General features: G+C 41.0%; 22 protein-coding genes, 2 pseudogenes and 1 riboswitch. Of the genes and pseudogenes, 11 read left to right on the top strand and 13 right to left on the bottom strand.

From position 1 onward, the window contains the following. Together WDV75_RS18825 and WDV75_RS18830 are read left to right on the top strand one after the other, a co-directional pair. On the top strand, positions 1 to 126 hold the full coding sequence (locus WDV75_RS18825; RefSeq protein ID WP_273572135.1) for a hypothetical protein: 126 nt from the start codon (positions 1 to 3) through the stop codon (positions 124 to 126). Between the two features lie 156 nt (positions 127 to 282). After that, positions 283 to 1,323: pseudogene (locus WDV75_RS18830) on the top strand (IS481 family transposase). Positions 1,324 to 1,603: 280 nt separating this feature from the next. On the opposite strand, the gene WDV75_RS18835 reads toward WDV75_RS18830, so the two are convergent. Beyond that, complete coding sequence (locus tag WDV75_RS18835) at positions 1,604 to 2,629, bottom strand: IS110 family transposase (RefSeq protein ID WP_338860193.1); 1,026 nt, start codon at positions 2,627 to 2,629, stop codon at positions 1,604 to 1,606. 198 nt (positions 2,630 to 2,827) lie between these two features. Here WDV75_RS18835 and WDV75_RS18840 point away from each other — a divergent pair, with 198 nt between their 5' ends. The 3 genes from WDV75_RS18840 (at position 2,828) to WDV75_RS18850 (ending at position 5,498) form a co-directional block, all read left to right on the top strand. After that, positions 2,828 to 3,610 (top strand): hypothetical protein, encoded by a 783-nt coding sequence (locus WDV75_RS18840; protein WP_273558391.1) that lies wholly within the window; start codon positions 2,828 to 2,830, stop codon positions 3,608 to 3,610. 170 nt (positions 3,611 to 3,780) lie between these two features. Beyond that, positions 3,781 to 4,557 carry a hypothetical protein gene (locus WDV75_RS18845; RefSeq protein ID WP_273558392.1) on the top strand — a complete coding sequence of 259 codons (777 nt, stop codon included), beginning with the start codon at positions 3,781 to 3,783 and terminating at the stop codon, positions 4,555 to 4,557. A 170-nt stretch (positions 4,558 to 4,727) separates the two neighbouring features. Then, entirely contained in the window at positions 4,728 to 5,498 is a 771-nt protein-coding gene (locus WDV75_RS18850) for a hypothetical protein (RefSeq protein ID WP_273558393.1), read from the top strand. Between the two features lie 312 nt (positions 5,499 to 5,810). On the opposite strand, the gene WDV75_RS18855 is transcribed toward WDV75_RS18850, so the two are convergent. The 8 genes from WDV75_RS18855 to WDV75_RS18890 all read right to left on the bottom strand — a co-directional run bounded on the left by WDV75_RS18855 (position 5,811) and on the right by WDV75_RS18890 (position 11,522). Further along, positions 5,811 to 6,197, bottom strand: coding sequence for a prepilin-type N-terminal cleavage/methylation domain-containing protein (locus tag WDV75_RS18855; protein WP_273558394.1), 387 nt, complete (start codon positions 6,195 to 6,197; stop codon positions 5,811 to 5,813). Beyond that, positions 6,194 to 6,571: a YgdB family protein gene (locus WDV75_RS18860; protein WP_338805457.1), complete on the bottom strand. Its 378-nt coding sequence runs from the start codon at positions 6,569 to 6,571 to the stop codon at positions 6,194 to 6,196. The genes WDV75_RS18855 and WDV75_RS18860 overlap by 4 nt, the downstream gene beginning before the upstream one ends. Positions 6,572 to 6,659: 88 nt before the next feature. Then, entirely contained in the window at positions 6,660 to 7,271 is a 612-nt protein-coding gene (locus tag WDV75_RS18865) for a prepilin peptidase-dependent protein (RefSeq protein WP_273558395.1), read from the bottom strand. Continuing rightward, positions 7,258 to 7,773 carry a prepilin peptidase-dependent protein gene (locus tag WDV75_RS18870; protein ID WP_273558396.1) on the bottom strand — a complete coding sequence of 172 codons (516 nt, stop codon included), beginning with the start codon at positions 7,771 to 7,773 and terminating at the stop codon, positions 7,258 to 7,260. Before WDV75_RS18870 ends, WDV75_RS18865 begins: the two co-directional genes overlap by 14 nt. Before the next feature lie 229 nt (positions 7,774 to 8,002). Continuing rightward, positions 8,003 to 8,797, bottom strand: a complete 795-nt coding sequence (gene thyA / locus WDV75_RS18875) for a thymidylate synthase (RefSeq protein WP_273558397.1) — start codon at positions 8,795 to 8,797, stop codon at positions 8,003 to 8,005. After that, a complete protein-coding gene (lgt, locus tag WDV75_RS18880; RefSeq protein ID WP_273558399.1) occupies positions 8,794 to 9,684 on the bottom strand; it encodes a prolipoprotein diacylglyceryl transferase in 891 nt (296 codons plus the stop codon). Before lgt ends, thyA begins: the two co-directional genes overlap by 4 nt. Before the next feature lie 525 nt (positions 9,685 to 10,209). Next, positions 10,210 to 10,605, bottom strand: a complete 396-nt coding sequence (locus WDV75_RS18885) for a DUF1240 domain-containing protein (RefSeq protein WP_273558401.1) — start codon at positions 10,603 to 10,605, stop codon at positions 10,210 to 10,212. Beyond that, positions 10,602 to 11,522 carry a hypothetical protein gene (locus WDV75_RS18890; protein WP_273558403.1) on the bottom strand — a complete coding sequence of 307 codons (921 nt, stop codon included), beginning with the start codon at positions 11,520 to 11,522 and terminating at the stop codon, positions 10,602 to 10,604. The genes WDV75_RS18885 and WDV75_RS18890 overlap by 4 nt, the downstream gene beginning before the upstream one ends. A gap of 345 nt (positions 11,523 to 11,867) precedes the next feature. Here WDV75_RS18890 and WDV75_RS18895 point away from each other — a divergent pair. Beyond that, a pseudogene (locus WDV75_RS18895) lies at positions 11,868 to 12,047 on the top strand (IS1 family transposase); the annotation flags it as partial. Positions 12,048 to 12,056: 9 nt separating this feature from the next. Here WDV75_RS18895 and ptsP read toward each other — a convergent pair. Both ptsP and rppH read right to left on the bottom strand, forming a co-directional pair. Then, the gene (gene ptsP, locus WDV75_RS18900) at positions 12,057 to 14,309 is read right to left on the bottom strand and encodes a phosphoenolpyruvate--protein phosphotransferase (RefSeq protein ID WP_273558405.1); all 2,253 of its coding nucleotides are present in this window, start codon (positions 14,307 to 14,309) and stop codon (positions 12,057 to 12,059) included. A 9-nt stretch (positions 14,310 to 14,318) separates the two neighbouring features. Beyond that, on the bottom strand, positions 14,319 to 14,849 hold the full coding sequence (rppH, locus tag WDV75_RS18905) for an RNA pyrophosphohydrolase (RefSeq protein WP_189761004.1): 531 nt from the start codon (positions 14,847 to 14,849) through the stop codon (positions 14,319 to 14,321). A 116-nt stretch (positions 14,850 to 14,965) separates the two neighbouring features. Beyond that, positions 14,966 to 15,070, top strand: a riboswitch (TPP riboswitch). A gap of 225 nt (positions 15,071 to 15,295) precedes the next feature. On the opposite strand from rppH, the gene thiB reads away from it, so the two are divergent. The 3 genes from thiB to thiQ are packed head-to-tail and all read left to right on the top strand — an operon-like array spanning position 15,296 to position 18,553. Then, positions 15,296 to 16,282 (top strand): thiamine ABC transporter substrate binding subunit, encoded by a 987-nt coding sequence (gene thiB / locus WDV75_RS18910; protein ID WP_273558536.1) that lies wholly within the window; start codon positions 15,296 to 15,298, stop codon positions 16,280 to 16,282. Further along, entirely contained in the window at positions 16,258 to 17,862 is a 1,605-nt protein-coding gene (thiP, locus tag WDV75_RS18915; RefSeq protein WP_273558408.1) for a thiamine/thiamine pyrophosphate ABC transporter permease ThiP, read from the top strand. Before thiB ends, thiP begins: the two co-directional genes overlap by 25 nt. After that, complete coding sequence (gene thiQ / locus WDV75_RS18920; RefSeq protein ID WP_273558410.1) at positions 17,855 to 18,553, top strand: thiamine ABC transporter ATP-binding protein ThiQ; 699 nt, start codon at positions 17,855 to 17,857, stop codon at positions 18,551 to 18,553. Before thiP ends, thiQ begins: the two co-directional genes overlap by 8 nt. 78 nt (positions 18,554 to 18,631) lie before the next feature. Here the strand turns inward: thiQ and WDV75_RS18925 are convergent, their stop codons facing one another. Both WDV75_RS18925 and WDV75_RS18930 read right to left on the bottom strand, forming a co-directional pair. Then, entirely contained in the window at positions 18,632 to 20,338 is a 1,707-nt protein-coding gene (locus WDV75_RS18925; RefSeq protein ID WP_273558412.1) for an ArnT family glycosyltransferase, read from the bottom strand. A 367-nt stretch (positions 20,339 to 20,705) separates the two neighbouring features. Then, positions 20,706 to 21,143, bottom strand: coding sequence for a GNAT family N-acetyltransferase (locus tag WDV75_RS18930; protein WP_273558413.1), 438 nt, complete (start codon positions 21,141 to 21,143; stop codon positions 20,706 to 20,708). A gap of 97 nt (positions 21,144 to 21,240) precedes the next feature. Between WDV75_RS18930 and WDV75_RS18935 the strand changes: the two genes are divergently transcribed. Both WDV75_RS18935 and WDV75_RS22220 read left to right on the top strand, forming a co-directional pair. Then, positions 21,241 to 21,546, top strand: a complete 306-nt coding sequence (locus tag WDV75_RS18935; protein ID WP_273558414.1) for a hypothetical protein — start codon at positions 21,241 to 21,243, stop codon at positions 21,544 to 21,546. Positions 21,547 to 21,637: 91 nt separating this feature from the next. Continuing rightward, positions 21,638 to 21,931 (top strand): DUF1240 domain-containing protein, encoded by a 294-nt coding sequence (locus WDV75_RS22220; RefSeq protein ID WP_420497505.1) that lies wholly within the window; start codon positions 21,638 to 21,640, stop codon positions 21,929 to 21,931. Positions 21,932 to 22,033: the final 102 nt, after the last annotated feature.

Genomic DNA, 22,033 nt, shown 5'->3' on the forward strand with positions numbered 1-22,033 from the left:
TTGAAGTTATTTCAAATTAAAGGAGAAATTAATGGAACATATACAGTTATTTCACAGGGAGCAATACTCTCAGGTTTCACATATAAAAATAAAGAAGGTAAAGAAATTGAGTTTAATGAAAATTGACATGCTTATGATGAAAAAATAGGTGATTGCATCTGGAAATAGGAGCTTGTATGTATTAGTTCAGACTAGATCTGACACTTCGGTTTGAAAAGAAGAGAGTTACCGACTTTGATTAAAGGTGATGAATCCATAATCAAAGACTAAGAGGTAACTCTCATGCTTTATACTAGCAATCCAATCATCAAACACAAGGCGGGTCTGCTTAATCTCGCTGAAGAACTCAGTCATGTCTCAAGAGCCTGTAAAGTGATGGGGGTATCCAGAGATACGTTTTATCGTTATCAGGAACTCGTTGAAACAGGCGGGATTGATGCGTTAATCAACCAAAGCAGAAAAACCCCTAATTTGAAGAACCGTGTGGATGCGGAGACTGAACACACCGTTATCAACTCGGCCATCGAATTCCCGGCCTATGGGCAAGCCAGAACAAGTAATGAACTCAGAAAAGCAGGCATCTTTGTGTCTGCCAGTGGTGTCCGTTCTATCTGGCTCAGACATCATCTTGAGAACTTCAAAAAGCGTCTGGCAGCCCTTGAAAAGAAAGTGGCTGACGAAGGCATTATCCTGACTGACGAGCAGGTTGCCGCCCTTGAACGTAAGCAGCATGATGACGAAGCTTGTGGCGAAATTGAAACCGCTCATCCTGGCTATTTAGGGTCGCAAGATACCTTTTATGTCGGTAATCTTAAAGGCGTGGGACGCTTGTACCAACAAACTTTCGTCGAGACTTACAGTAAAGTGGCTTTCGCGAAACTCTATACGAGTAAAACGCCCATTACGGCGGCGGATTTACTGAATGACCGTGTGCTGCCGTTCTTCAGCGCTCATAGATTGCCGATGTTACGTATTCTGACAGACAGAGGCATCGAATATTGCGGGCGTGTTGAGCACCATGATGACCAACTGTATCTGGCTGTCAATGATATCGACCATACCAAGACAAAGGCGATGTCACCGCAAACCAATGGCATCTGTGAACGGTTTCACAAAACCATCCTGAATGAATTTTACCAAGTGACGTTCAGAAAGAAATTGTATGGCTCATTGGATGAGTGACAAAAAGATCTGGACAAATGGATGGACAATTACAACAATCACCGCACTCATCAAGGAAAAATGTGTTGCGGCCGGACACCAATAGAAACCCTTCAGGATGGGAAATCTATTTGGGCAGAAAAAAATCTGACCCAAATATAATCTGACAGTCGCCGATAACAAAGTGGGTAACTGTCATATATGGACGTCCCATAATATTCAACTTTTTTAGTGACTCAGTGTATTGCTAATTTCGGTTCACGGTCATATATCCGGCGTCTGGCAATCATTTAAATTTGCTGCGCCATGGTGAAGTCCGAACCTTGCCTCCTCATCAGATCAACGGATTAAAAATCCTCGACAGTCTCAGGTTTTTGCAAGGCCGGATAACCGTTTAGCTCATCAACTGTAGTCAACTCTATTGAAAATGAAACCGGTTTATTTAAGCAAAGGCTTTGCTCATCTGGAACGCATCTTTATTAACCATAATTGACCAGCATATCCTGGCACATTTATTGGCATAAGCGACACACGCCTTATTAAATCCCCGTCGGTTAACCAAAGACTGCATCCAATCACCGAGGGCATCATGCCGTAACGCTCTGCGTTGTATAGCAGCTCTGGCGCCATGAATTAAAATCCCGCGTAGGTACCGATTACCCTTTTTAGTGATTTTGCCTAATTGTGTTTTCCCACCACTGCTGGCCTGTCGAGGAACGAGTCCTAACCAAGCGGCCATTTGCCTGCCGTTATTAAATTGTTTTCCATCACCAATATACGCGACCATTGCGGAGGCAATCAGGGGGCCAATACCGGGAATAGATTGGAGTTGCTGCCACTGAGCCGTTTGCGATGATAGCGACTTGAGGGTTTCTTCTATTTCTTCTGTCTGCTGGATCAGCTTCAGCCATTCTTCATAGAGTTGTTTCAGAACCCTGCGTGCAATCATCGTTAATCCATTATCGGCATCTTCAAGTGCCTCGTACAGTGACTCTCTAAGAGCCGCAGAGCGTTGCGGAAAAATAATGCCATATTCTGCTGCCAGTCCTCTGATTTGATTAGAGAGAGCAACGCGTTTTTGAACTAATGACTGCCGGACATTATGGAGAACACAGAGGTCTTGTTGATACAGATTTTTGACCGGAACAAAATGCATACCCGGCCGATTCGCAGCTTCACATGTTGCCAACGCATCATTGGCATCATTTTTATGGTGTTTAACGAAAGCTTTCACATGCTGAGGGGGAATAAGGCAAACTTTAAAACCTAGATTTTCAATCGTTCGTGCCCAATAGTGGGCGGTACTACAAGCCTCCATAGCAATCAAAGTCCCGGATTCCATTTGTCTAACAGCATCCAGTAATCGACTTCGGGTCATTTTTTTATTAAATATAATGTGATTATCGTTAAGCAAACAAAGCTGAAAAACAGATTTAGCGAGATCAATACCGAGAATTTTATGATACATGATGGACGCTCCCATAAAATGAATATGCTTATTTCATTTTGGTACAATTGACGCCATACGGGACGTCCATCTCATCAGATTAAATTCGGAACGCCTAAGCTAATAGCTTCAATAGGGTCATTTGATGAAATAATACATCATAACGATGTCTATCTGAATTATTGAAACGCGCTCTTGAGCAATATAAGGAAAACACCCATGAAATCTCTATGCAATAAAAGCGTATTATCCTCCCTACTTGCTGTGTTTTTCATACAAGGGTGCGCCCAAAGCGAATCATTTTCACCACCGATTAATGGAGAGAATATTCATTTTATGGCAACGATTCCTGATGAGTTGGATGCCTTACCCATCTCAGCCATGTATCGTTCTGAAATTTGCCGCAAAGAACGCCGAACCGCGAATATGAAGTCGTATTCTGTTCCGGGTTTTCATCGTGCCACCTACCCGCTCTCAATTGGTCTGGCAAATCAAGTTGAAGTCAGTGTCCCTAAGGAGGGAGGAGGGCAGTGTGATTGGAAACTGAGTAATATTACTTTTGAAGTCAACCTGAAAGATACGTCAACAATTGCACCTCTTATTAAAAATAATTTTGGATTTAGAACGACATTTGTTATTGATAGTAATGCCCCCCAAGAGTTCGATGGTGGGTATATAAAAAAAACAGGTAATTTAAATGAAGAAATTACTCTATTTCCTTTACTAAGAGAAAGGTTCTTAGGAGGGGGAAGTAAATCATTTTATTTGGTAGGAAAATATGATGTTATGACATATAAAATGGATAATGGTAAAAAAATTCATCTTAATGTCTTATATGAAAAAAACTTTTTAACTCATTGGCAGGGAAGAAAAAATCAGGGTGCAGATACATCAATGACTTACCCTGACGGAACAATAATATACAATGGTGATGTAACACCAGACTTTGATAAATTAATGCGTATTCTTGAATCAAGAAACAGCAAAAAACCTAAGATGTAGTCATTCAGACTTAATCTGGCAGTCGCTCACTTTGATTTAGTGCCTGTCAGATTAAATTCGGAACGCCTAAGCTAATAGCTTCAATAGGGTCATTTGATGAAATAATGCATCATAACGATGTCTATCTGAATTATTGAAACGCGCTCTTGAGCGATACAAGGAAAACACCCATGAAATCTCTATGCAATAAAAGCATATTATCCTCCCTACTTGCTGTGTTTTTCATACAAGGATGTGCGCAAAGCGAATCATTTTCTCCCCCTGTTAATAGAGAGAATATTCATTTTATGGCAACGATTCCTGATGAGTTGGATGCCTTACCCCTTTCAGCCATGTATCGTTCTGAAATTTGCCGCAAAGAACGCCGAACCGCGAATATGAAGTCGTATTCTGTTCCGGGTTTTCATCGTGCCACCTACCCGCTCTCAATTGGTCAGTCAAATCAAGTTGAGGTCAGTGTCCCTAAGGAGGGGGGAGGGAGGTGTGATTGGAAACTGAGTAATATCACTTTTGAAGTGAAGCTGAAAGATACGTCAAAAATTGATCCTCTTATTAACAAAAGCTTTGGATTTAAAACGACATTTGTTATTGATGGTAATGCACCACAAGAATTTGATGGCGGTTATTTAAAAATAAACGGGGATTTACATGAAAAAATAATTTTATTTCCCCTTCTAACAAAACTATTTTTAAATGGCAAGGAGTTTTCATTTGACCTTATAGGGAAACACGATCCGTTAACGTATAAAACAGGAACAGCTAAAAACATTAACCTAAATTACATATATATAAAACAAATGCTTTCAGTTTGGACTGATAGAAAGAATAATGACAGGCCATTTATGACATATCCTAATGGCGATATTGTTTATGGCGAGGTTAGACCTGAATATAAAAAGTTAATGGGCATTCTTGAATCCAGAAACAGCAAACAGACTAAAATGTAGTCATTCAGACTTAATCTGGCAGTCGCCCACTTTGATTTAGTGCCTGTCAGATTAAATTCGGAACGCCTAAGCTAATAGCTTCAATAGGGTCATTTGATGAAATAATACATCATAACGATGTCTATCTGAATTATTGAAATATGCTCTTGAGCGATACAAGGAAAACACCCATGAAATCTCTATGCAATAAAAGCGTATTATCCTCCCTACTTGCTGTGTTTTTCATACAAGGATGCGCGCAAAGTGAATCATTTTCTCCCCCAGTTAATGGAGAGAATATTCATTTTATGGCAACGATTCCTGATGAGTTGGATGCCTTACCCCTTTCAGCCATGTATCGTTCTGAAATTTGCCGCAAAGAACGCCGAACCGCGAATATGAAGTCGTATTCTGTTCCGGGTTTTCATCGTGCCACCTACCCGTTCTCAATTGGTCAGTCAAATCAAGTTGAGGTCAGTGTCCCTAAGGAGGGGGGAGGGAGGTGTGATTGGAAACTGAGTAATATCACTTTTGAAGTGAAGCTGAAAGATACGTCAACAATTGCGCCTCTTATTGACGATAATATTGGATTTAAAACGACATTTGTTATTGATGATAATGCACCAGCAGTATTTGATAGCGGTTATTTAAAAATAAACGGGGATTTACATGAAAAAATAATTTTATTTCCCCTTATAACAAAAAGCTTTTTAAATGGCAATGAGAATACATTTTATCTTATAGGGAAAGGAAGTCCGTTAACGTATAAAATAGGAACGGCTAAAAACATTAACCTAAATTACATATATATAAAACAAATGCTTTCAGTTTGGACTGGTAGAAAGAACAATGACATGCCATTTATGACATATCCTAATGGTGATATTGTTTCTGGCGAGGTTAGACCTGAATATAAAAAGTTAATGGGCATTCTTGAATCCAGAAACAGCAAATATCACTGACGCGCTGCGCTTGCCTTCTCCGATTGATCGTTCTAATACATTAACCCGATCAATCGGAAAGCTGAAAAACACCTGCCAGAAAAAACCTTTTTGATTATCCTTCTATTAAAGAATTAGGGATAAAACTGTTCACCTTTAAGCATTTTTATTTAATTAATTTACTTTAGTAGACCATATTATACCAACGTGACTGCTCCCCGCCCTGTCGAGGGTTTACGGCGGATTTTGCTAACTTCAAGATGCATGTGACTTCTCCCCGCGTCGCGGGGAGAAGTCACGTTTCATATCGTGCTGTAAATTGCAACATGAAGTTTAATGCGTATAGATTTCAGTTTTATACCTCCCATCTGCACAAAACCAGCGTCCTAATTTACTTGGTTCATTGTAATGTGCGGTCAGATTAACCGTTACCTGATAACACCCCCAGGAACGAAACTCTCGCTGCACTTCCATTTTCCATCCCCGCTGTATGGCAGTTTCTTCTGCTGCTTTCTGCAAATCAATCTGACCTGACAAACGTTCATACTGTTCCAACTGATTATGAGCATATCGTACTGCCTTAAGCTGCCCCCAATATTGTTGGAAATTAGCTGACAGTGCTTGATGGTAACGCATTAAACCCAATAAAGAGATCGCAAATACGGCTGACGCAATCATGACCTCCGGTAAGCTCATCCCCTCTTGTCGTTTGGTTTTCATAAACAAAACTCGACTTGAGCAACAGGGCAAAAATCCAACCAACCGCTTTCAATAGGAATAAGTGTCTCTTGATTTAACGGTTTCACCTGTTTCATCCATTGATAAAGTTCGAGCTTTTCTCCTGATGCAAATTGAGCAATACCTTTTAATAAAAAAAGATTGTCTGAATAGTGTTTGAGACAACTTTGCAAATGAAATTCAGTATGTTGAAGACAAACCCAAGCACCCATTTCTGGCTGATTGATCTGCCATGATTGCGCCTTTCCCCATATCAATGATGATTCAGCACGCCAAAAAGCCTGCAAATAATTTTGTTCATCCATCATCATAAGCATCGCATTTTCCTGGTGGTAATGGAGCGCTTTCAGCATCATCAAACTCAACGCCAAGAGCATCATTATCGATATCAGCAGAATATTTCCCCGTTGTTTATCTGCCATCTATTTTCTTTTCCCAATATCTTTATTTTCGGATATTACGCAGCCGGATTGTGGCTTGGTGGCGGTACACAATAGACGGGGATTTCAACCAATGGGCATCAATAGACAAAGTGACAAAAATCACCCCACCTTTTGCTTGTGATTTCTCAAGATGAAAAGCATCAATGGCAATCTCTTTTGGATCAAATAACCTTTCCCAACCACTTTCCTGACAATCGCCTGCCCCTCTCCCCCACTCAAGAGCTCGGTTATTTAAGCGATAACCAAAAAATTCAGATTCAATGTGTCCCGATTTTTCCCATTGATTATTTAAATTGAGATCAAAAGCAACAATAAAACAGGAGTTGGTCATTTCTGTATTTTTATTGCTAATTATCAATGGATCACCTTTGCATTTTTCTCTATCCCGACAATAACCTGCTCGCCTAATATCTTTCTCCAGCAAATGGGCCGTTCTGTTTACCAAATAATGCAATCTATATTTACGATAGAGATCGAGAATTTGGCCTGATAAAACCGGATACGTTTTTGTCATGGTAATAAAAATTACGCTACTGATTAGCAGAGCTACCATTATTTCTAATAAAGAAAATCCTGCTTGTGTTTTTTTGTGGCAAAAGTTAGTCAGAATCATGGGGTTTTATTCCCTCACAATTGGGAAATGAGTTAATTGTATTGCTGCATGTTCTAATTCTCCCACGTCCAGAAACAATGACACTAACTTCACCTGCCGAATTTGCCAGCGTGAAACTGGCTGGCATTGCGGTATTTCTGATCCCGTAAAAATCAATGCGATCAATCGTAGAAAATGACACAAACACATCTTCGTGAGGAGAATCAACGCGTTCCCCATCGCCTTCATCACAAGCAACGATTTTGGTGACAGACGATATTAAACACCAAGGCTGACCTATCACTAACCATAAGGTACGATCCCGATTTAAATAATTTGCTAACGCCTGCTGTCTTTCCATAAAAGACAACACATTATGTACTGCCGATTGCAAACGCTGGCGACTTTGATATTTCCCCCAATGATATAATCCCCAGGATAAGCTAATCGAAATAATGAGTATTGCTATCATAAGTTCTAATAAGGTAAATCCATTGTGATTGTTAATATTTTTATATTCCATTATTTTCTGGCGTCTATATTCAGCTCAATTTTATTCAAGGGGAATATCGACGATTAGGAACTAAATGAACAGTGTCACGATTTAATTATGCGAAGCGCTTTGAAAGGAAAATAGATATTTTATTTTGTTGCATTTTAATTGCGAGATGCTTCACAAAATTAATAAGGTGAACTATTGATTCGGATTAAATTAATTTTCCATCCCCAAATTTGAGGATGGAAAAAGAGGATTAAATGGCAACGGGGGCTTTAATACCGGGATGCGGATCGTAATCCACAATTTCAAAGTCTTCGAATTGATAATCAAACAATGAGTCTGGCTTGCGCTTAATAACTAATTTAGGTAACGCACGTGGCTCACGGCTTAATTGCAGTTTGGTCTGTTCCAAATGGTTGCTGTAAAGGTGAGTATCTCCCCCCGTCCAAACAAAATCACCGACTTCAAGATCACATTGTTGAGCCATCATATGTACCAATAAAGCATAGCTGGCAATATTGAATGGCAACCCTAAGAACACGTCACAAGAGCGCTGGTAAAGCTGGCAGGAAAGTTTTCCGTCCGCCACGTAGAACTGGAAAAAAGCATGGCATGGCGCCAACGCCATTTTATCCAACTCCCCAACGTTCCATGCAGAAACGATGATCCGACGTGAATCAGGATCACTTTTCAACTGCTCAATAACCTGGGTTAATTGATCGATTTGACGACCATCCGCAGAACCCCAGGCTCGCCATTGTTTACCATAAACAGGCCCCAAATCGCCATTTTCGTCAGCCCATTCATCCCAAATAGACACACCGTTATCATGCAGGTATTTAATGTTGGTGTCGCCATTCAAGAACCACAGCAACTCATGGATAATAGAACGAATGTGGCAACGCTTGGTTGTTACCAACGGAAAACCTTCTTGCAAATTGAAACGCATCTGATGACCAAAGATAGACAGGGTTCCTGTCCCCGTGCGGTCGTCTTTTGCCGTACCCTCTTCCAGCACTTTTTTCATTAAATCCAGATACTGTTTCATTTTGCCTCTTGTACCTTGTTATTACGAGTTTTATTGCCAGGGCATTTATACGCCCATATCATCAAAAGTATTCCCGCTAAAATCATGGGGACAGAAAGGATTTGCCCCATACTTATCCCTTCAAACAGCCCAAGCTGTGCGTCAGGCTGGCGGAAAAATTCGACTATTATGCGAAATGCACCGTAACCAATCAGGAATAAACCTGAAACACTCCCCATCGGGCGCGGTTTACGGATAAATAAGTTGAGGATGATAAATAATACGATGCCTTCCAACACCATTTCATAAAGCTGTGATGGATGGCGGGGCAAAACACCATATTTTTCCAGAATTGGCCATAGCGAAGGGTTGGTGGTAGCCATTGCGATATCTTCACTGCGAGAACCTGGGAATAACATCGCCCACGGTGTATCAAGCGTAACACGCCCCCACAATTCTCCATTGATAAAGTTACCGATGCGCCCCATTCCCAAACCAAAGGGAACTAATGGCGCAATGAAATCTGCGACTTGCAAGAAGTGACGCTTGGTGCGGCGCGCAAACCACCACATGGCGCAGATAACGCCTATCAATCCACCGTGGAAAGACATTCCGCCATCCCAAACTTTAAACAGATAAAGCGGGTTATCAAGGAACATTGGGAGATTATAAAACAGGACATAACCGAGGCGCCCACCGACGAAAACCCCGACAAACCCTGCATACAGTAGGTTCTCAACTTCAGTTTTGTTCCAGCCACTGTTTGGTTTTGCCGCACGGCGATTTGCCAGCCACATGGCAAAAACAAAGCCAACCAGATACATAAAACCGTACCAGTGGAGGGATACAGGCCCGATTGAAAATATGACTGGGTCAATATTAGGAAATGCCAGATAGCTAGTGCTCATCGTTCCCCACTAAAAATATGTTATGTGAATGAATGATCTTGTGCGAATAAATTATATGACTTGAACGGGTTAAGACAAATAATCGCAGATAATAACACAGGCAAGTGATTTGCTCCCACCATTAGACCACAAGTGACTGTCGTGGCACTTCTTATGAACCTTGGTAGAGACTACAAACTCGGTTAAGGGTCATGCTCCCAATGATTAGATGTTGTGGTAATCCGAAGAGATGCACGATAAAGTGATAGGAACGTTTATTGAGCGTGAATTCTATCTCAGGTAATAAATCTAACTATTGGGAGCATGATCTGGTTTTTATATGCTTTATACCAATCTAACTTCAAGATGCGTGTGATATCTCCCCGCGAAGCGGGGAGATATCAGGTTTCATATTGTGTTGCAAATTACAACTTGAAGTTGCATGGGTATAAACACTATTTAGCATTATGAAAAACAATAAAAAAGCCCCTGACATTCAGAGGCTAAACTTGCGAAAACACGAGGACAGAATATTTACAAACTTTTTCATTTACACAGTGATAAATCTTTTACATAGGTGGTTGGTGACATCCACGATAATTTATCGCATGTCAGATAACCATCACTTTTTAACTTATAATCAACATAAAAAGAGATAGGAAAACCAATTATAAATGATGCAATCATCAACCTACTAAGATATTTAACAACTATCTTGTTAAATTTAGGTAGTCTATCAAAGATAAAGAAAAAAACAGAGCCTGATAACGAATATAATAATAGAGGTGAAGACATAACAACCATGACAACAGTGGCAGAAAATCTTATTTCATCTTTCATTAATATTAATGAAATAGCATCGTCAATAATGAAAGCAACTATAAATGTCATTAACAATGATAATATCAGCACACCTAATGCTTTAAGGTATTTACTATTCACCTAAACCTTCCTAATTCATTAAAAAAATGCTGTAAATCCGCTTCCGGTGTTCTTGGTTTTCTTTTCATTTCTTCTTTTATGAGTGCTATTAATTTTTCACTTATCCCATATTGCTTATCAAGAGCATCTAAAATATAAGCCACTGCAAAACCAGCAAGTAGAACTATTCCCGCAACAGCAATTATACTGCCACCTAAAGCGGCTGTAGCAATTAAAGTTGAACCGACAGCCCAAGAGGCTGTCGCGATAATAGCAGTTTTAGCCATATCCATGGTTACATTTCCAAGAAAATCGGCTAGCGTATATTCATCCTTAAAAATACTTTCTATTACTCGATATCCAATAGAAAAAATGATGGAGAATCTAACTCCTTGAACAACGCTTGCATTAAGACCCTGCTGCCCAATTCCCATTCCAAGCATTTGGGGATTTTGGGCACGATATCGTGTCCCCATGATACGACTCCGAAGACCTGCATGCCCTGATATGTGAATATACCTTTCCCCATTTTTTCCTACATGTTCTGCCGCTTTAATGCCTAAGCTCTTAAATTCTCGAACAACATCATGGAATCCACGTGAATCATAGATATTTCCTGCGTAGGTAGATATGGGATCAGTGACAGAAAATACACGCGCCATAGGATTTTTTTTCTTGTTTCCTGCGTCCATACCTCTTGCAAATGCTTCTCCATGATTTGGACTTTGTGGACGGCGGGGACTGATATCCTCAATAATGCTTTGAGCTTCTGATAATGTGAGAACAAAGTGATACTGGGTATTATCCCTCAATACTTTTTCTAGACCAATAGCATCAAAAAATTCATGTTGAGGCTTTAGCTGATTAATTCCCACATTCCCCCTTAAAACATCCCCCATATAGCCATCCCAAGTGGGATTATATTTCTTATGTATCATTCCTCAATTCTCCATAATATTCGTCATGAATAATTTCATTAATTACTATTAATGACATGTGACAATCAAGTGATTTGTGTCACGATTTCCATATAGCATCAATTAAACAGGATATAACAGTAAGCCTTATCTATTCCAGCATAAATAAAAGATCACCAGAAAAATTGTAATTAACCTCTCTTCTTAAATAAAGTCAGATAATTACCTAATTTAAATTTCAGATAGTACCCTAATAAAAAAACAAATTGATACACTAAATTTAGCTTCTTAGATTCATCTGGCTTTTATTTACCTGCCAGAAGATACCCCCCTGAAAATCTTTTTGTCCCTCTCAATTACGATTGCCTGCCTGAGGAAAAACACCTCACAGGAAAGAAATTTACCCAACGCATCGAGAGAACTAATCTTACCCTACGTATTCGCATCAAAAGACTGAATCGAAAAACGATAGGTGACTCCAAATCCGAAGAGATGCACAATAAAGTGATAGGAACTTTTATTGAGCGTGAATTCTATCTCAGGTAATAAATCTAACTATTGGGAGCATGACCCTCGAATCAAGCCCCCCAAACCTCGTGATTCCATAAATTCGGCTGACAATGCTTTTACTTCATGGCTGGTTTCAACTTGCAATGCCAACTCAATAAAACGCTCAAGTTCTTTGGCATCCAAATGGCGCAATAAATACTTAATACGCGGAATACTGTGACCACTCATGCTCAGGCTACGGTAACCTAAGCCGAGCAATATGAGTGTCCCCATTGGTAAGCCTGCCATTTCTCCGCATATGCTAATCGGGAGATTAAGACGCTGACATTCATCAAAGGCGAGTTTCAAGGCCCTAATCACCGCAGGATGCAAATTATCATATAGCGAAGCAACGTGTGTATTATTGCGATCCACCGCAAGCAAATACTGGGTTAAATCATTCGTGCCAATAGAAACAAAATCAATCCGTTGCTTTAATTGGGGCAGCAAAAAAAGGGCAGAAGGAACTTCAAGCATAATACCAATCTGAGGCATTGTGATTGTCTCAGCTAACGTCTGCTCTACTTCAATTTTCGCTCTCTCAATCAGTTTTCGGGCTTCATCAATCTCTTCAATACTGGTTACCATCGGCAAGAGTATTTTTAAATTGCCCGTCTGTGCATTGGCTTTTAGCATCGCACGAAGCTGAATCAGGAATATTTCCGGTTGATCCAGTGTGATACGAATTCCCCGCCAGCCCAGACAAGGGTTTTCTTCATTGATGGGCATATAGGGAAGTTGTTTATCAGCGCCAATATCCAGTGTTCTCAATACCACTGGCTTATCAGGAAAAAGTTCCAGTATCTCTTGATAGCGATTTTTCTGCTCATCTTCTGATGGAAAACCGCTATGCAACATAAAAGGAATTTCTGTGCGGTACAGCCCGATGCCATCAATATTGTCTTCCATCTGCCGTTCATGTTTCAAACTCAAGCCCGCGTTGAGCTGTACCAGAACCCGTTCTCCACTTTTTAACCGCGCTTGCTTCTGCTGTTCATATTCAGCCAGCTTGCTGAGAACCTGTTCCTCCTCGATGATTTGTTGGTATTCCTGGGTAATCAGAGGCTCTGGCTCAATAAAAATTTCTCCACGATAACCATCCAGGATGAGTGTCCGATTGTGTAATAACTCAGGCTGGATATCCGCCCCCATGATCGCGGGGATCCCCATCGCACGGACCAATATTGCAGAATGAGAATGAGTCGCGCCATCTCGTACAATCACACCAACCAATTGATCTTGTGGCAATTCAGCCAACAAATTAGCACTAAGCTCATCAGCAACCAGTATAAAGCGCTCCGGCCACTGCCTGCTCCCCGTGGAAGAACCAATCAGATGAAACAGCACCCGCTGACCGAGCGCGCGCAAATCAGATGCCCTCTCGCGCATATAAAGATCTTGCAAACGGGCAAACTGCTCAGCATATTTTTCAATCACCGTTTTAATTGCCCATTCCGCCACAAAACCGTTATCAACGGCACAAAACAGATCCCGCTTAAGCTGAGGATCATTTAATAGATGGGAATAGAGATCAAAAATAGCGGCGCTTTCTTTCTGTGAATTGGCAGTAAAGCGTTTGCTGATACGACGGCATTCAGCGGTTGTTTCTTCAAGAGCCAAAGTTAGCCTGGAACGTTCAGCCTGACAATCCAGCGTCAATGCTTCAGTCACTTGTTCCAACAGAGGTTGGGAGCGATCTTGCCATCCCTGCGCCATCACAATGCCATTAGAAATGGCAAGCGCCTTAATACGAGTTTGTCGATATCGACCGAATAACCCTTTGGTTTGCGCCTGAGCGAGAACGGCAGCAAGCTGCATCGCCAGTGTCACCATGAAAGATTCTTCACTTTCATTAAATAACCGTCGTTCATATTGCTGGACAACGAGTATTCCCTGCAATTGGCGACGATAAATAATCGGTACACCTAAAAAAGCCCGCAAACTTTCTTCTCTTACTTGGGGAATATATTTAAAACTGGGATGTTCACGGACATCAGCGAGATTAATTAATTCGGACAGACGCCCAACTTGCCCCACAACGCCTTCATCAAAGGAGAGACTAATTGCTTGCCCCCTAGGTTTTCTCAACCCTTTGGTTGCCATCAGGTAATAACATTGCCGCTGATGATCCGCCAAATAAATAGAGCAAACATCCGTGTTCATTGCCAGGCACGTTTCATTGACCAATAACTCAAGCGCTTCAGATAAATTAACGGCCATCGCAACCTTTTCGACAATTTCCCGTAAGCGCATGAGCATAACAATGACCTAACTTTTTCTACGACGATGTAAATAAGGTGAATGGAATAATGAAGCTGGCTCCTGCGTTGACATTACAATAGAAGAGAATTCTTTCATCACGCGTCGATAGACATCTCGTTTAAAAGAAACAACCTGCCGGACAGGATACCAATAACTCACCCAACGCCAACCATCAAACTCCGGAGTCTTACTGCGCTGCACATTAATATCCGCTTCATTACACAATAACTGCAATAAAAACCAACGTTGCTTTTGCCCAATACAAACAGGCTTTGTATCCCAACGCACCAAACGCTTGGGTAATTTGTAACGCAACCAACTCCGGGTTGAGGCAAGAACCCGTACATCTTTGCGACTTAAACCAACTTCTTCGAACAACTCGCGATACATCGCTTGCTCTGGTGATTCCCCTGGATTGATACCCCCTTGAGGAAACTGCCAGGAATGCTGCCCATAACGGCGGGCCCACAGAACCTGCCCTTGGCGATTACAAATTACAATTCCTACATTCGGGCGGTAGCCATCATCATCGATCACCAGACTACCTCTCGATATAACAAATTTAAAAAGATAGCTAATTGTTTCACACTCATCTCAAGCGGTAAACCTCTATGATGAGACTTTGCAGACGTAGCCGAAGTCTCTACAATACCGCTATCTCAACGGGGTGCGGCTGTCGCAAAACAGTGCTGCTGAGAACAAACCCGTCGAACCTGAACCGGTTAGTACCGTCGTAGGGATTTGAGACGCTACTCATTGATATAATAGATGTCATTTTCATTTAGCACCTTCTCAGATCCTTTGCTGTCTGCTAATAACAAATATTAAGTAACTGATATATATACCAATCCAACTTCAAGTTGTAGCTTGCAAATCAAAGACGCATCTTGAAAGGCAATTGGTATACAACTATCAATATTTTTAACTATTGATATATGCAACTACAGGAGAGCAAAGTGTTTACTAAATTATTTTCCCGCTTTATGGCTATCAGCCTACTGTCTGTTTCTGCCAGTGTTTTTGCTCAGTCAGGCCAGGCAAAACCTACCCTGACAGTTTATACTTATGATTCATTTGCCTCTGAATGGGGACCAGGACCTGCTATCAAAAAAGCCTTTGAGGCAGAATGTGACTGTGAACTGAAACTGGTTGCGTTGGAAGATGGCGTCTCCTTGCTGAACCGTTTGAGAATGGAAGGCAAAAAAACACCCGCAGATATTGTATTGGGGTTAGATAACAACCTGATTCAAGCCGCTCAGCAAACCGGATTATTCACACCAAGTCACGTCGATACCTCAAAACTGAAATTACCCATTGCATGGCACAACACGACGTTTATTCCTTACGATTACGGTTATTTTGCCTTTATTTACAACAAAAATACCCTGCCTCATCCCCCCAAAAGTATGGACGAATTAATCAATAGCCACCAGAATTGGAAGATTATTTACCAAGATCCACGTACCAGCACACCAGGTTTAGGGTTACTGCTCTGGATACAGGAACTCTATGGCGACAACGCCGCTCAGGAGTGGCAAAAAGTGGCCCAAAAGACACTCACCGTCACTAAAGGCTGGAGTGAAGCCTATGGCCTGTTTCTGAAAGGTGAAGGTGATATGGTGCTGAGCTATACCACATCACCTGGCTATCACATTATGTCAGAGAAAAAAGATAACTACGCCGCCGCTATCTTCAAGGAAGGACACTACTTGCAAATTGAAGTGGCTGCTCAGTTGGCCTCAAGCAAACAACCAGAACTGGCACAGAAGTTTATGAATTTCATGCTCTCTCCGGCATTTCAGCAAGTCATTCCAACAACCCAATGGATGTATCCTGTCATTGATATCCCTTTACCCGACGTTTTCAAACAACTTCCTGTTCCTGAGAAATCCCTGCTATTCAACGCAGATGATGTGGCAAAACACCGTACAAAATGGATACGTACATGGCAAAGCGCAGTCAGCCGTTAATCGCGGGTTGGTTATTGCCGGGGGTTATTGCCTCTGGCCTGTTAATTATAGTTGCCCTGTCAGCATTCGGGACGCTGTGGTTCAATGCACCTGAAAGCCATTGGCAGGAATTCTTGCATGACAGTTATCTCTGGCATGTCATTAGATTCACCTTCTGGCAGGCATTTCTCTCTGCCGTCTTATCGGTAATCCCCGCTATTTTTCTGGCTCGGGCACTTTATCGGCGCCGTTTTCCCGGAAAGACACTCTTTCTGCGCTTATGCGCCATGACATTGATTCTTCCTGTTTTGGTTGCTCTATTTGGCATTCTTACTGTTTATGGTCAGACCGGCTGGCTGGCTAATATTTCCCAATGGATAGGCGTTGAATATCGTTTTACACCATATGGACTACAAGGGATTTTGCTGGCACATATTTTCTTTAATATGCCAATGGCAACACGGTTATTGCTGCAATCTCTGGAGAGTATTGCTATTGAACAGCGCCAGCTTGCCGCCCAGCTCGGTATGAATGAATGGCAACATTTTCGTTTTATTGAGTGGCCTTATTTGCGCCGCCAAATTTTACCGACGGGTGCGCTGATTTTCATGCTGTGCTTTGCCAGCTTCGCAACGGTTCTTGCCCTCGGCGGTGGCCCAGCCGCAACGACCATTGAACTTGCCATTTATCAGGCGCTTAGTTACGACTACGATCTTGGTCATGCCGCCCTACTTGCCTTGATACAACTTTTTTGCTGCCTCGGTTTGGTGCTCCTTAGCCAAAAATTGAAAGGCGCACTTGCTGTTGGTTATGGACATCAACAACAATGGCGTAATCCACAGGATTCATGGCTGCAAAAATTATCTGATGGTTTACTGATTAGCATCGCGTTACTGCTGTTACTTCCCCCTTTATTAGCAGTCATCGTGGATGGCCTGAAGCGTGATATTTTTGCTGTCTTAAGCCAGCCCGCTTTATGGCAAGCCTTTACGACATCTGTCGTTATTGCAGTAGGAGCAGGATTGCTGTGTGTTATTTTCACCATGATGTTGCTATGGAGCAGCCGCGAATTACGCTTACGCCATTCCCCGCGTTGGGGACAGGCAATGGAAACCAGCGGGTTGTTGATCCTTGCTATGCCGGGGATCGTCCTCGCCACAGGCTTTTTTCTCTTGCTGAACACAACCATAGGTATACCTCAATCACCTTACGGGTTAGTTATCTTGACCAACGCATTGATGGCGATCCCCTACGCGCTAAAAGTATTGGAAAACCCAATGCGCGATCTGGCAGAGCGTTATAATCCCCTATGCCGTTCCCTCAATATTCAAGGAATGCACCGCCTGTATTGGATCGAGCTTAAGGCATTAAAAATTCCATTGGCACAAGCATTGGCTTTCGCCTGTGTATTATCCATTGGCGATTTTGGTGTGATCGCCTTATTTGGCAATGAAGATTTCCGCACTTTGCCTTATTACCTTTCCCAACAAATTGGGGCATATCGCAGTCAGGATGGTGCCGTGACCGCATTTCTGTTACTCCTACTGTGTTTTGTTTTATTCACTGTGATTGAACGCTTACCGAGCCGACACCATGATTAAACTTGAGAATGTCATTTATACTTATGAACACCTTGCCATGCATTTTAATGTGAGCGTCAAAGCCGGAGAACGTATTGCAATCCTCGGCCCTAGCGGGGCAGGTAAAAGCACCTTGTTAAGTTTGATGGCGGGTTTCCAGTTTCCAGCACAAGGTAATATTTGGCTGGATGGTGAGAATCATACGCATACCTCACCTTCCAAGCGGCCGGTTTCGATGCTGTTTCAGGAAAACAACCTGTTTTCCCATTTAACCATCGCACAAAATATTGCTTTGGGATTACACCCTGGCTTGCGGTTAAATGCTGAACAAAAGAAAACGCTGCAACAAATTGCTTCCCAGGTGTCATTAGAAGCGTGTTTATCACGCCTGCCCGCTCAACTTTCTGGCGGACAACGCCAGCGGGCAGCGTTGGCACGTTGTTTAGTCCGCCATCAACCAATTTTATTACTGGATGAGCCATTTTCAGCACTTGATCCGGCTTTACGCAATGAAATGCTGGAATTATTGGATCAAATATGCAGCGAACGACAAATCACTTTACTTATGGTGTCCCATAATCTTGATGATGCCGCCAAAATCGCCCCACGCTCTTTGCTGATTGTGGATGGAAAAATTTATTATGATGGTGCAACGGCGAAGTTGGTGAGTGGGGAAGCCGCTGAGTCAGTGGTTTTGGGGATAATCGCTTAAATAGAGCTTGTTATGATCTAAATTGGAGAATCGAAAATAACTTCTATACTGCCCGCACAATAGCGGGCTTTTTTATATTTAACGTATCATACCTTCTGTATTATCCATCCCCACTTTCTTATAAACAACTAAATTCTCTTTATTGCGAGTTGGCCTATGTCCATGCCAAAATAGCGCCATTCCCTTGGGAGCAGGTTCTATCTCTTCGGATAATACAATCAACCAATCACATTTTTCAGGAACCTCAAATTTACGCTGTTGTTGATGCAGAACCTGAGCAAAGTAATAAAGCATTGGCGCTTCCGATTCTCCAATATAATACGATGCCATACAGTCGTTCTCTTTATACACTCCCGCCAACTGCTGTTTTAGGTCAAGAAACGCCTCTTTATATCCTTTAGTGTAATCAATCCAGCCAACAAATAATGTAAATACTAATCCCCAAACCGTAGCAATACCCAAAACCCAATTTTGGGCAGCACGCAAGTCTGGTGATTTAGAGAGAAACCTATTTTTAGCAATCCATATCGCAGTGATAAAAGCAGCGGCAACAACGATAAATCCCGAAAAATGCATTTGATAACTCATTGGCAGCCATCGGCTAAATGGCATTAACCAATGTTTGTAATCAGGGGAAAGGGATAAAAAATAACAAGACCATAAAAATATAATCAGGACAGACCAAAACAGAGAAGAAAATAGGGTTAAATATTTATAGATGAGTTGCGGTATTTTAATAAAAACCCCTGTAGCCAGGATCGCCATGGGTGCAATAAAAGGCAGCAAATATAATGCTCGGCCAGAGGCTGATATTTGCAATAGAACAACCCCTAATACAACAAAGGCAGCACACAAGAAATAATGCTTATCCGATAAAATCTTAATTGGGTTAGTTAATATAAAGAGAAAAGCCAATATTCCTGATGGCAAGGCAAACAACAGCACCGCTTCAGGGATCATGGTCAAATTCCCCCTTGCCCCAAGATCTTCAACAGAAAAACCTAAGAAGCGACCAATATTGTTATCCCAAATCCAGATCTTAAATAAATCAGGATGTTCAATAAGCAACATAATTGGCCACGGCAAGATTAGAACCAGTGCAATGATGCCTGACAACAAAGCCCTTAGCCAATATTGTTTGGTTCGGCAATGTTTAAGGAACACGGGAGCTAAAACAAGGCAAATCCATAATAGCCCCGGAATAAATACTCCTTTTGATAAGAGTGTTACAGCCGTACCGATAATCAACCATAAACAGGAGTAATTTGTCTTTTCGTTTTTGATTAATCCCAGTAAGCCATATAATCCGATAGTTGTTCCTGTTATCAATGCGGTATCAGTAAACATATCGTGGCTGTGGCGAACTAATCCAGGTGCACTTGCATACAACGCAAAAGCTATCCATATTCGACTGTCGGTAAAGTTTTTGACATCAAATACACGCCGCGCCAATAGAATAAAAAAGGAAAAATTGATCACCGAAAAGAATAAAGAGGCGGTTCTGGCTGCATCATACATCGGCAGCCAATGGGATAACAAATGAATAAATAAAGTGGCTGTCCAATAATATAAGGGAGGCTTTTCCATAAAAGGTTGTCCGGCATTTATGGTTACCAACCAATTCCCTGTTTCATACATGGTATGAATAATGCCAAAACTGTAATTTTCATCTTGTTTCCAGGGTGTATGTCCATAAACGCCCGGCAACAAATACAGCAGAGTAAAAGCAATAAATAATAGTAAGGCTTTGATATCTGTTTGAGTCAATTTATTGGGATTATTCATCAATATTTACCAGATTCAATTAATGTTTCATTTTTTCAGTAAAAAATCGATAGAATATTACTCAATTAATAATAACAACAAAAGTGACTAAAATATAAAAAACAATTTATCTTTCTGATAATTTAAAATAGTTAATATTTCTCTGGTGAAAATTCATTTATTATATTTGGGTTAGATGAATAAGTGCAATTTCTAAGAAAGGCAGTCAATTGCTATAGTAAACATCTTTTTCGCCAACACTATGGTTTATACGCATTAAACTTCAAGTTGCCATTGACAACACTCTATGAAACCTGATTTCTCCCTGCTTCGCGGGGAGGAATCACACCATCGACTGACAGTTTTTATGCCTAACATGATTCTGAGCTTAACCCCCGATAACAGCCAGCATCTCTTCAACTTCCTCATCCATACCTACTTCAACGAAACCCAAGCTAGCATAAAGATTTTTCGCAACGAGATTATTTGGATTATAACTGATTGCTATTGCTTTCAACGGATCTGAGCATCTAATTTCATTAATTGCCAGCGATAGTGCTTTACGCCCAATCCCCTTATTTTGATGATTTTTATCCACCATAAACCGCCAAATTGTTATTCTTTGGTCATCATCGGGCACCCACATGAAAAAACCAACAGGTTCTCCATCCAGACAAATAGCCCGTGTTTGGTATGAAGGAAAAAATTTGGATTGGGCAATGGAGTACGCATTTTCTGCAATATAGTCAAGTTGGTCATCAGCAACTGATAGTTCGCAGACAGCGTCATAATTGTTCTTATTGACGTCAGTTAAGGTAATCAACATACATCGCTCCTTAGTGATGCACAATATTGGATTTGCAAGCCGTTTTTTATCACAAATCGGATGTTTTCCGATAATTATCTGACATAATAAGCTATTAATGCTGAACGGAGAAGTTATACCCAAAATGGAGAGCTGTATTCCATTGGCCTGGCTGGATATGACGAAAGCTATTGTTTCTATCTCTGCGACTTTAGTAGTAGGAAAAATTATATCTACTGCTTATGTAATTACAGGTGTTAGTGTCATCGGTGTTGCGATAGGATTATTTGTTTTTGGTTTTGTTATTGCAGGAGTTTTGTACTATCTTGACGATAAATATCAATTAAGTTCGAAGCTTATAGAGGTCTTAAGAGATGAGGGAGCGAAAAAAAGAAAACAAAATACATGTAACTTTATGGAATAAAGTTTTTTGCGTTGTCATGTCAGTTTTTTTCTTGTTTATTACGACATTGTTTTTATATTTTTCCTGGAATGATATGTTGTCATTAATTAACATGAAGGAGACAATATACTTTTCTTGGCGGGTATTTGTTGCATGTTTTGGTTTGCCAATAGTTTATCATATTTTTATTTTAGCAATCAAAAATTGTTTGATAAATACGCCATCTCCATTTAGTGGTTTTTTGGTAAATTTGTTTGTGTTGATTTTTTTATTTTCTTTTGTATTTAGTTTTCCTGTGTCTATTTATGTTGATTTTAAGTTAAAAAATGCCGGGTATGTTAAATGTTATAGAACGTCGTTTGTTGCTCCAAATAAGTATGTTAAAGATATAAATTTGTGTCGCTAAACATATACCAATCTCACCTCAAGATGCGTATAAATAGTTTTCAAAATAGTAGATCACTTGGAGGGAACCCAGTCCAATTTTTGCGATCTGATTAATCGCCAA

Origin of the sequence: Xenorhabdus griffiniae (genome assembly GCF_037265215.1) — a bacterium.
Taxonomy (GTDB): Bacteria; Pseudomonadota; Gammaproteobacteria; order Enterobacterales; family Enterobacteriaceae; genus Xenorhabdus; species Xenorhabdus griffiniae.

Coding starts and splice junctions, on each gene's coding strand:
- WDV75_RS18835 (WP_338860193.1), bottom strand. CDS start 2,629: ATGTATCATAAAATTCTCGGTATTGATCTCGCTAAATCTGTTTTTCAG.
- WDV75_RS18840 (WP_273558391.1), top strand. CDS start 2,828: ATGAAATCTCTATGCAATAAAAGCGTATTATCCTCCCTACTTGCTGTG.
- WDV75_RS18845 (WP_273558392.1), top strand. CDS start 3,781: ATGAAATCTCTATGCAATAAAAGCATATTATCCTCCCTACTTGCTGTG.
- WDV75_RS18850 (WP_273558393.1), top strand. CDS start 4,728: ATGAAATCTCTATGCAATAAAAGCGTATTATCCTCCCTACTTGCTGTG.
- WDV75_RS18855 (WP_273558394.1), bottom strand. CDS start 6,197: ATGAAAACCAAACGACAAGAGGGGATGAGCTTACCGGAGGTCATGATT.
- WDV75_RS18860 (WP_338805457.1), bottom strand. CDS start 6,571: ATGATGCTGAAAGCGCTCCATTACCACCAGGAAAATGCGATGCTTATG.
- WDV75_RS18865 (WP_273558395.1), bottom strand. CDS start 7,271: ATGATTCTGACTAACTTTTGCCACAAAAAAACACAAGCAGGATTTTCT.
- WDV75_RS18870 (WP_273558396.1), bottom strand. CDS start 7,773: ATGGAATATAAAAATATTAACAATCACAATGGATTTACCTTATTAGAA.
- thyA (WP_273558397.1), bottom strand. CDS start 8,797: ATGAAACAGTATCTGGATTTAATGAAAAAAGTGCTGGAAGAGGGTACG.
- lgt (WP_273558399.1), bottom strand. CDS start 9,684: ATGAGCACTAGCTATCTGGCATTTCCTAATATTGACCCAGTCATATTT.
- WDV75_RS18890 (WP_273558403.1), bottom strand. CDS start 11,522: ATGATACATAAGAAATATAATCCCACTTGGGATGGCTATATGGGGGAT.
- ptsP (WP_273558405.1), bottom strand. CDS start 14,309: ATGCTCATGCGCTTACGGGAAATTGTCGAAAAGGTTGCGATGGCCGTT.
- thiB (WP_273558536.1), top strand. CDS start 15,296: ATGGCTATCAGCCTACTGTCTGTTTCTGCCAGTGTTTTTGCTCAGTCA.
- thiP (WP_273558408.1), top strand. CDS start 16,258: ATGGCAAAGCGCAGTCAGCCGTTAATCGCGGGTTGGTTATTGCCGGGG.
- thiQ (WP_273558410.1), top strand. CDS start 17,855: ATGATTAAACTTGAGAATGTCATTTATACTTATGAACACCTTGCCATG.
- WDV75_RS18925 (WP_273558412.1), bottom strand. CDS start 20,338: ATGAATAATCCCAATAAATTGACTCAAACAGATATCAAAGCCTTACTA.
- WDV75_RS18930 (WP_273558413.1), bottom strand. CDS start 21,143: ATGTTGATTACCTTAACTGACGTCAATAAGAACAATTATGACGCTGTC.
- WDV75_RS18935 (WP_273558414.1), top strand. CDS start 21,241: ATGCTGAACGGAGAAGTTATACCCAAAATGGAGAGCTGTATTCCATTG.
- WDV75_RS22220 (WP_420497505.1), top strand. CDS start 21,638: ATGAAGGAGACAATATACTTTTCTTGGCGGGTATTTGTTGCATGTTTT.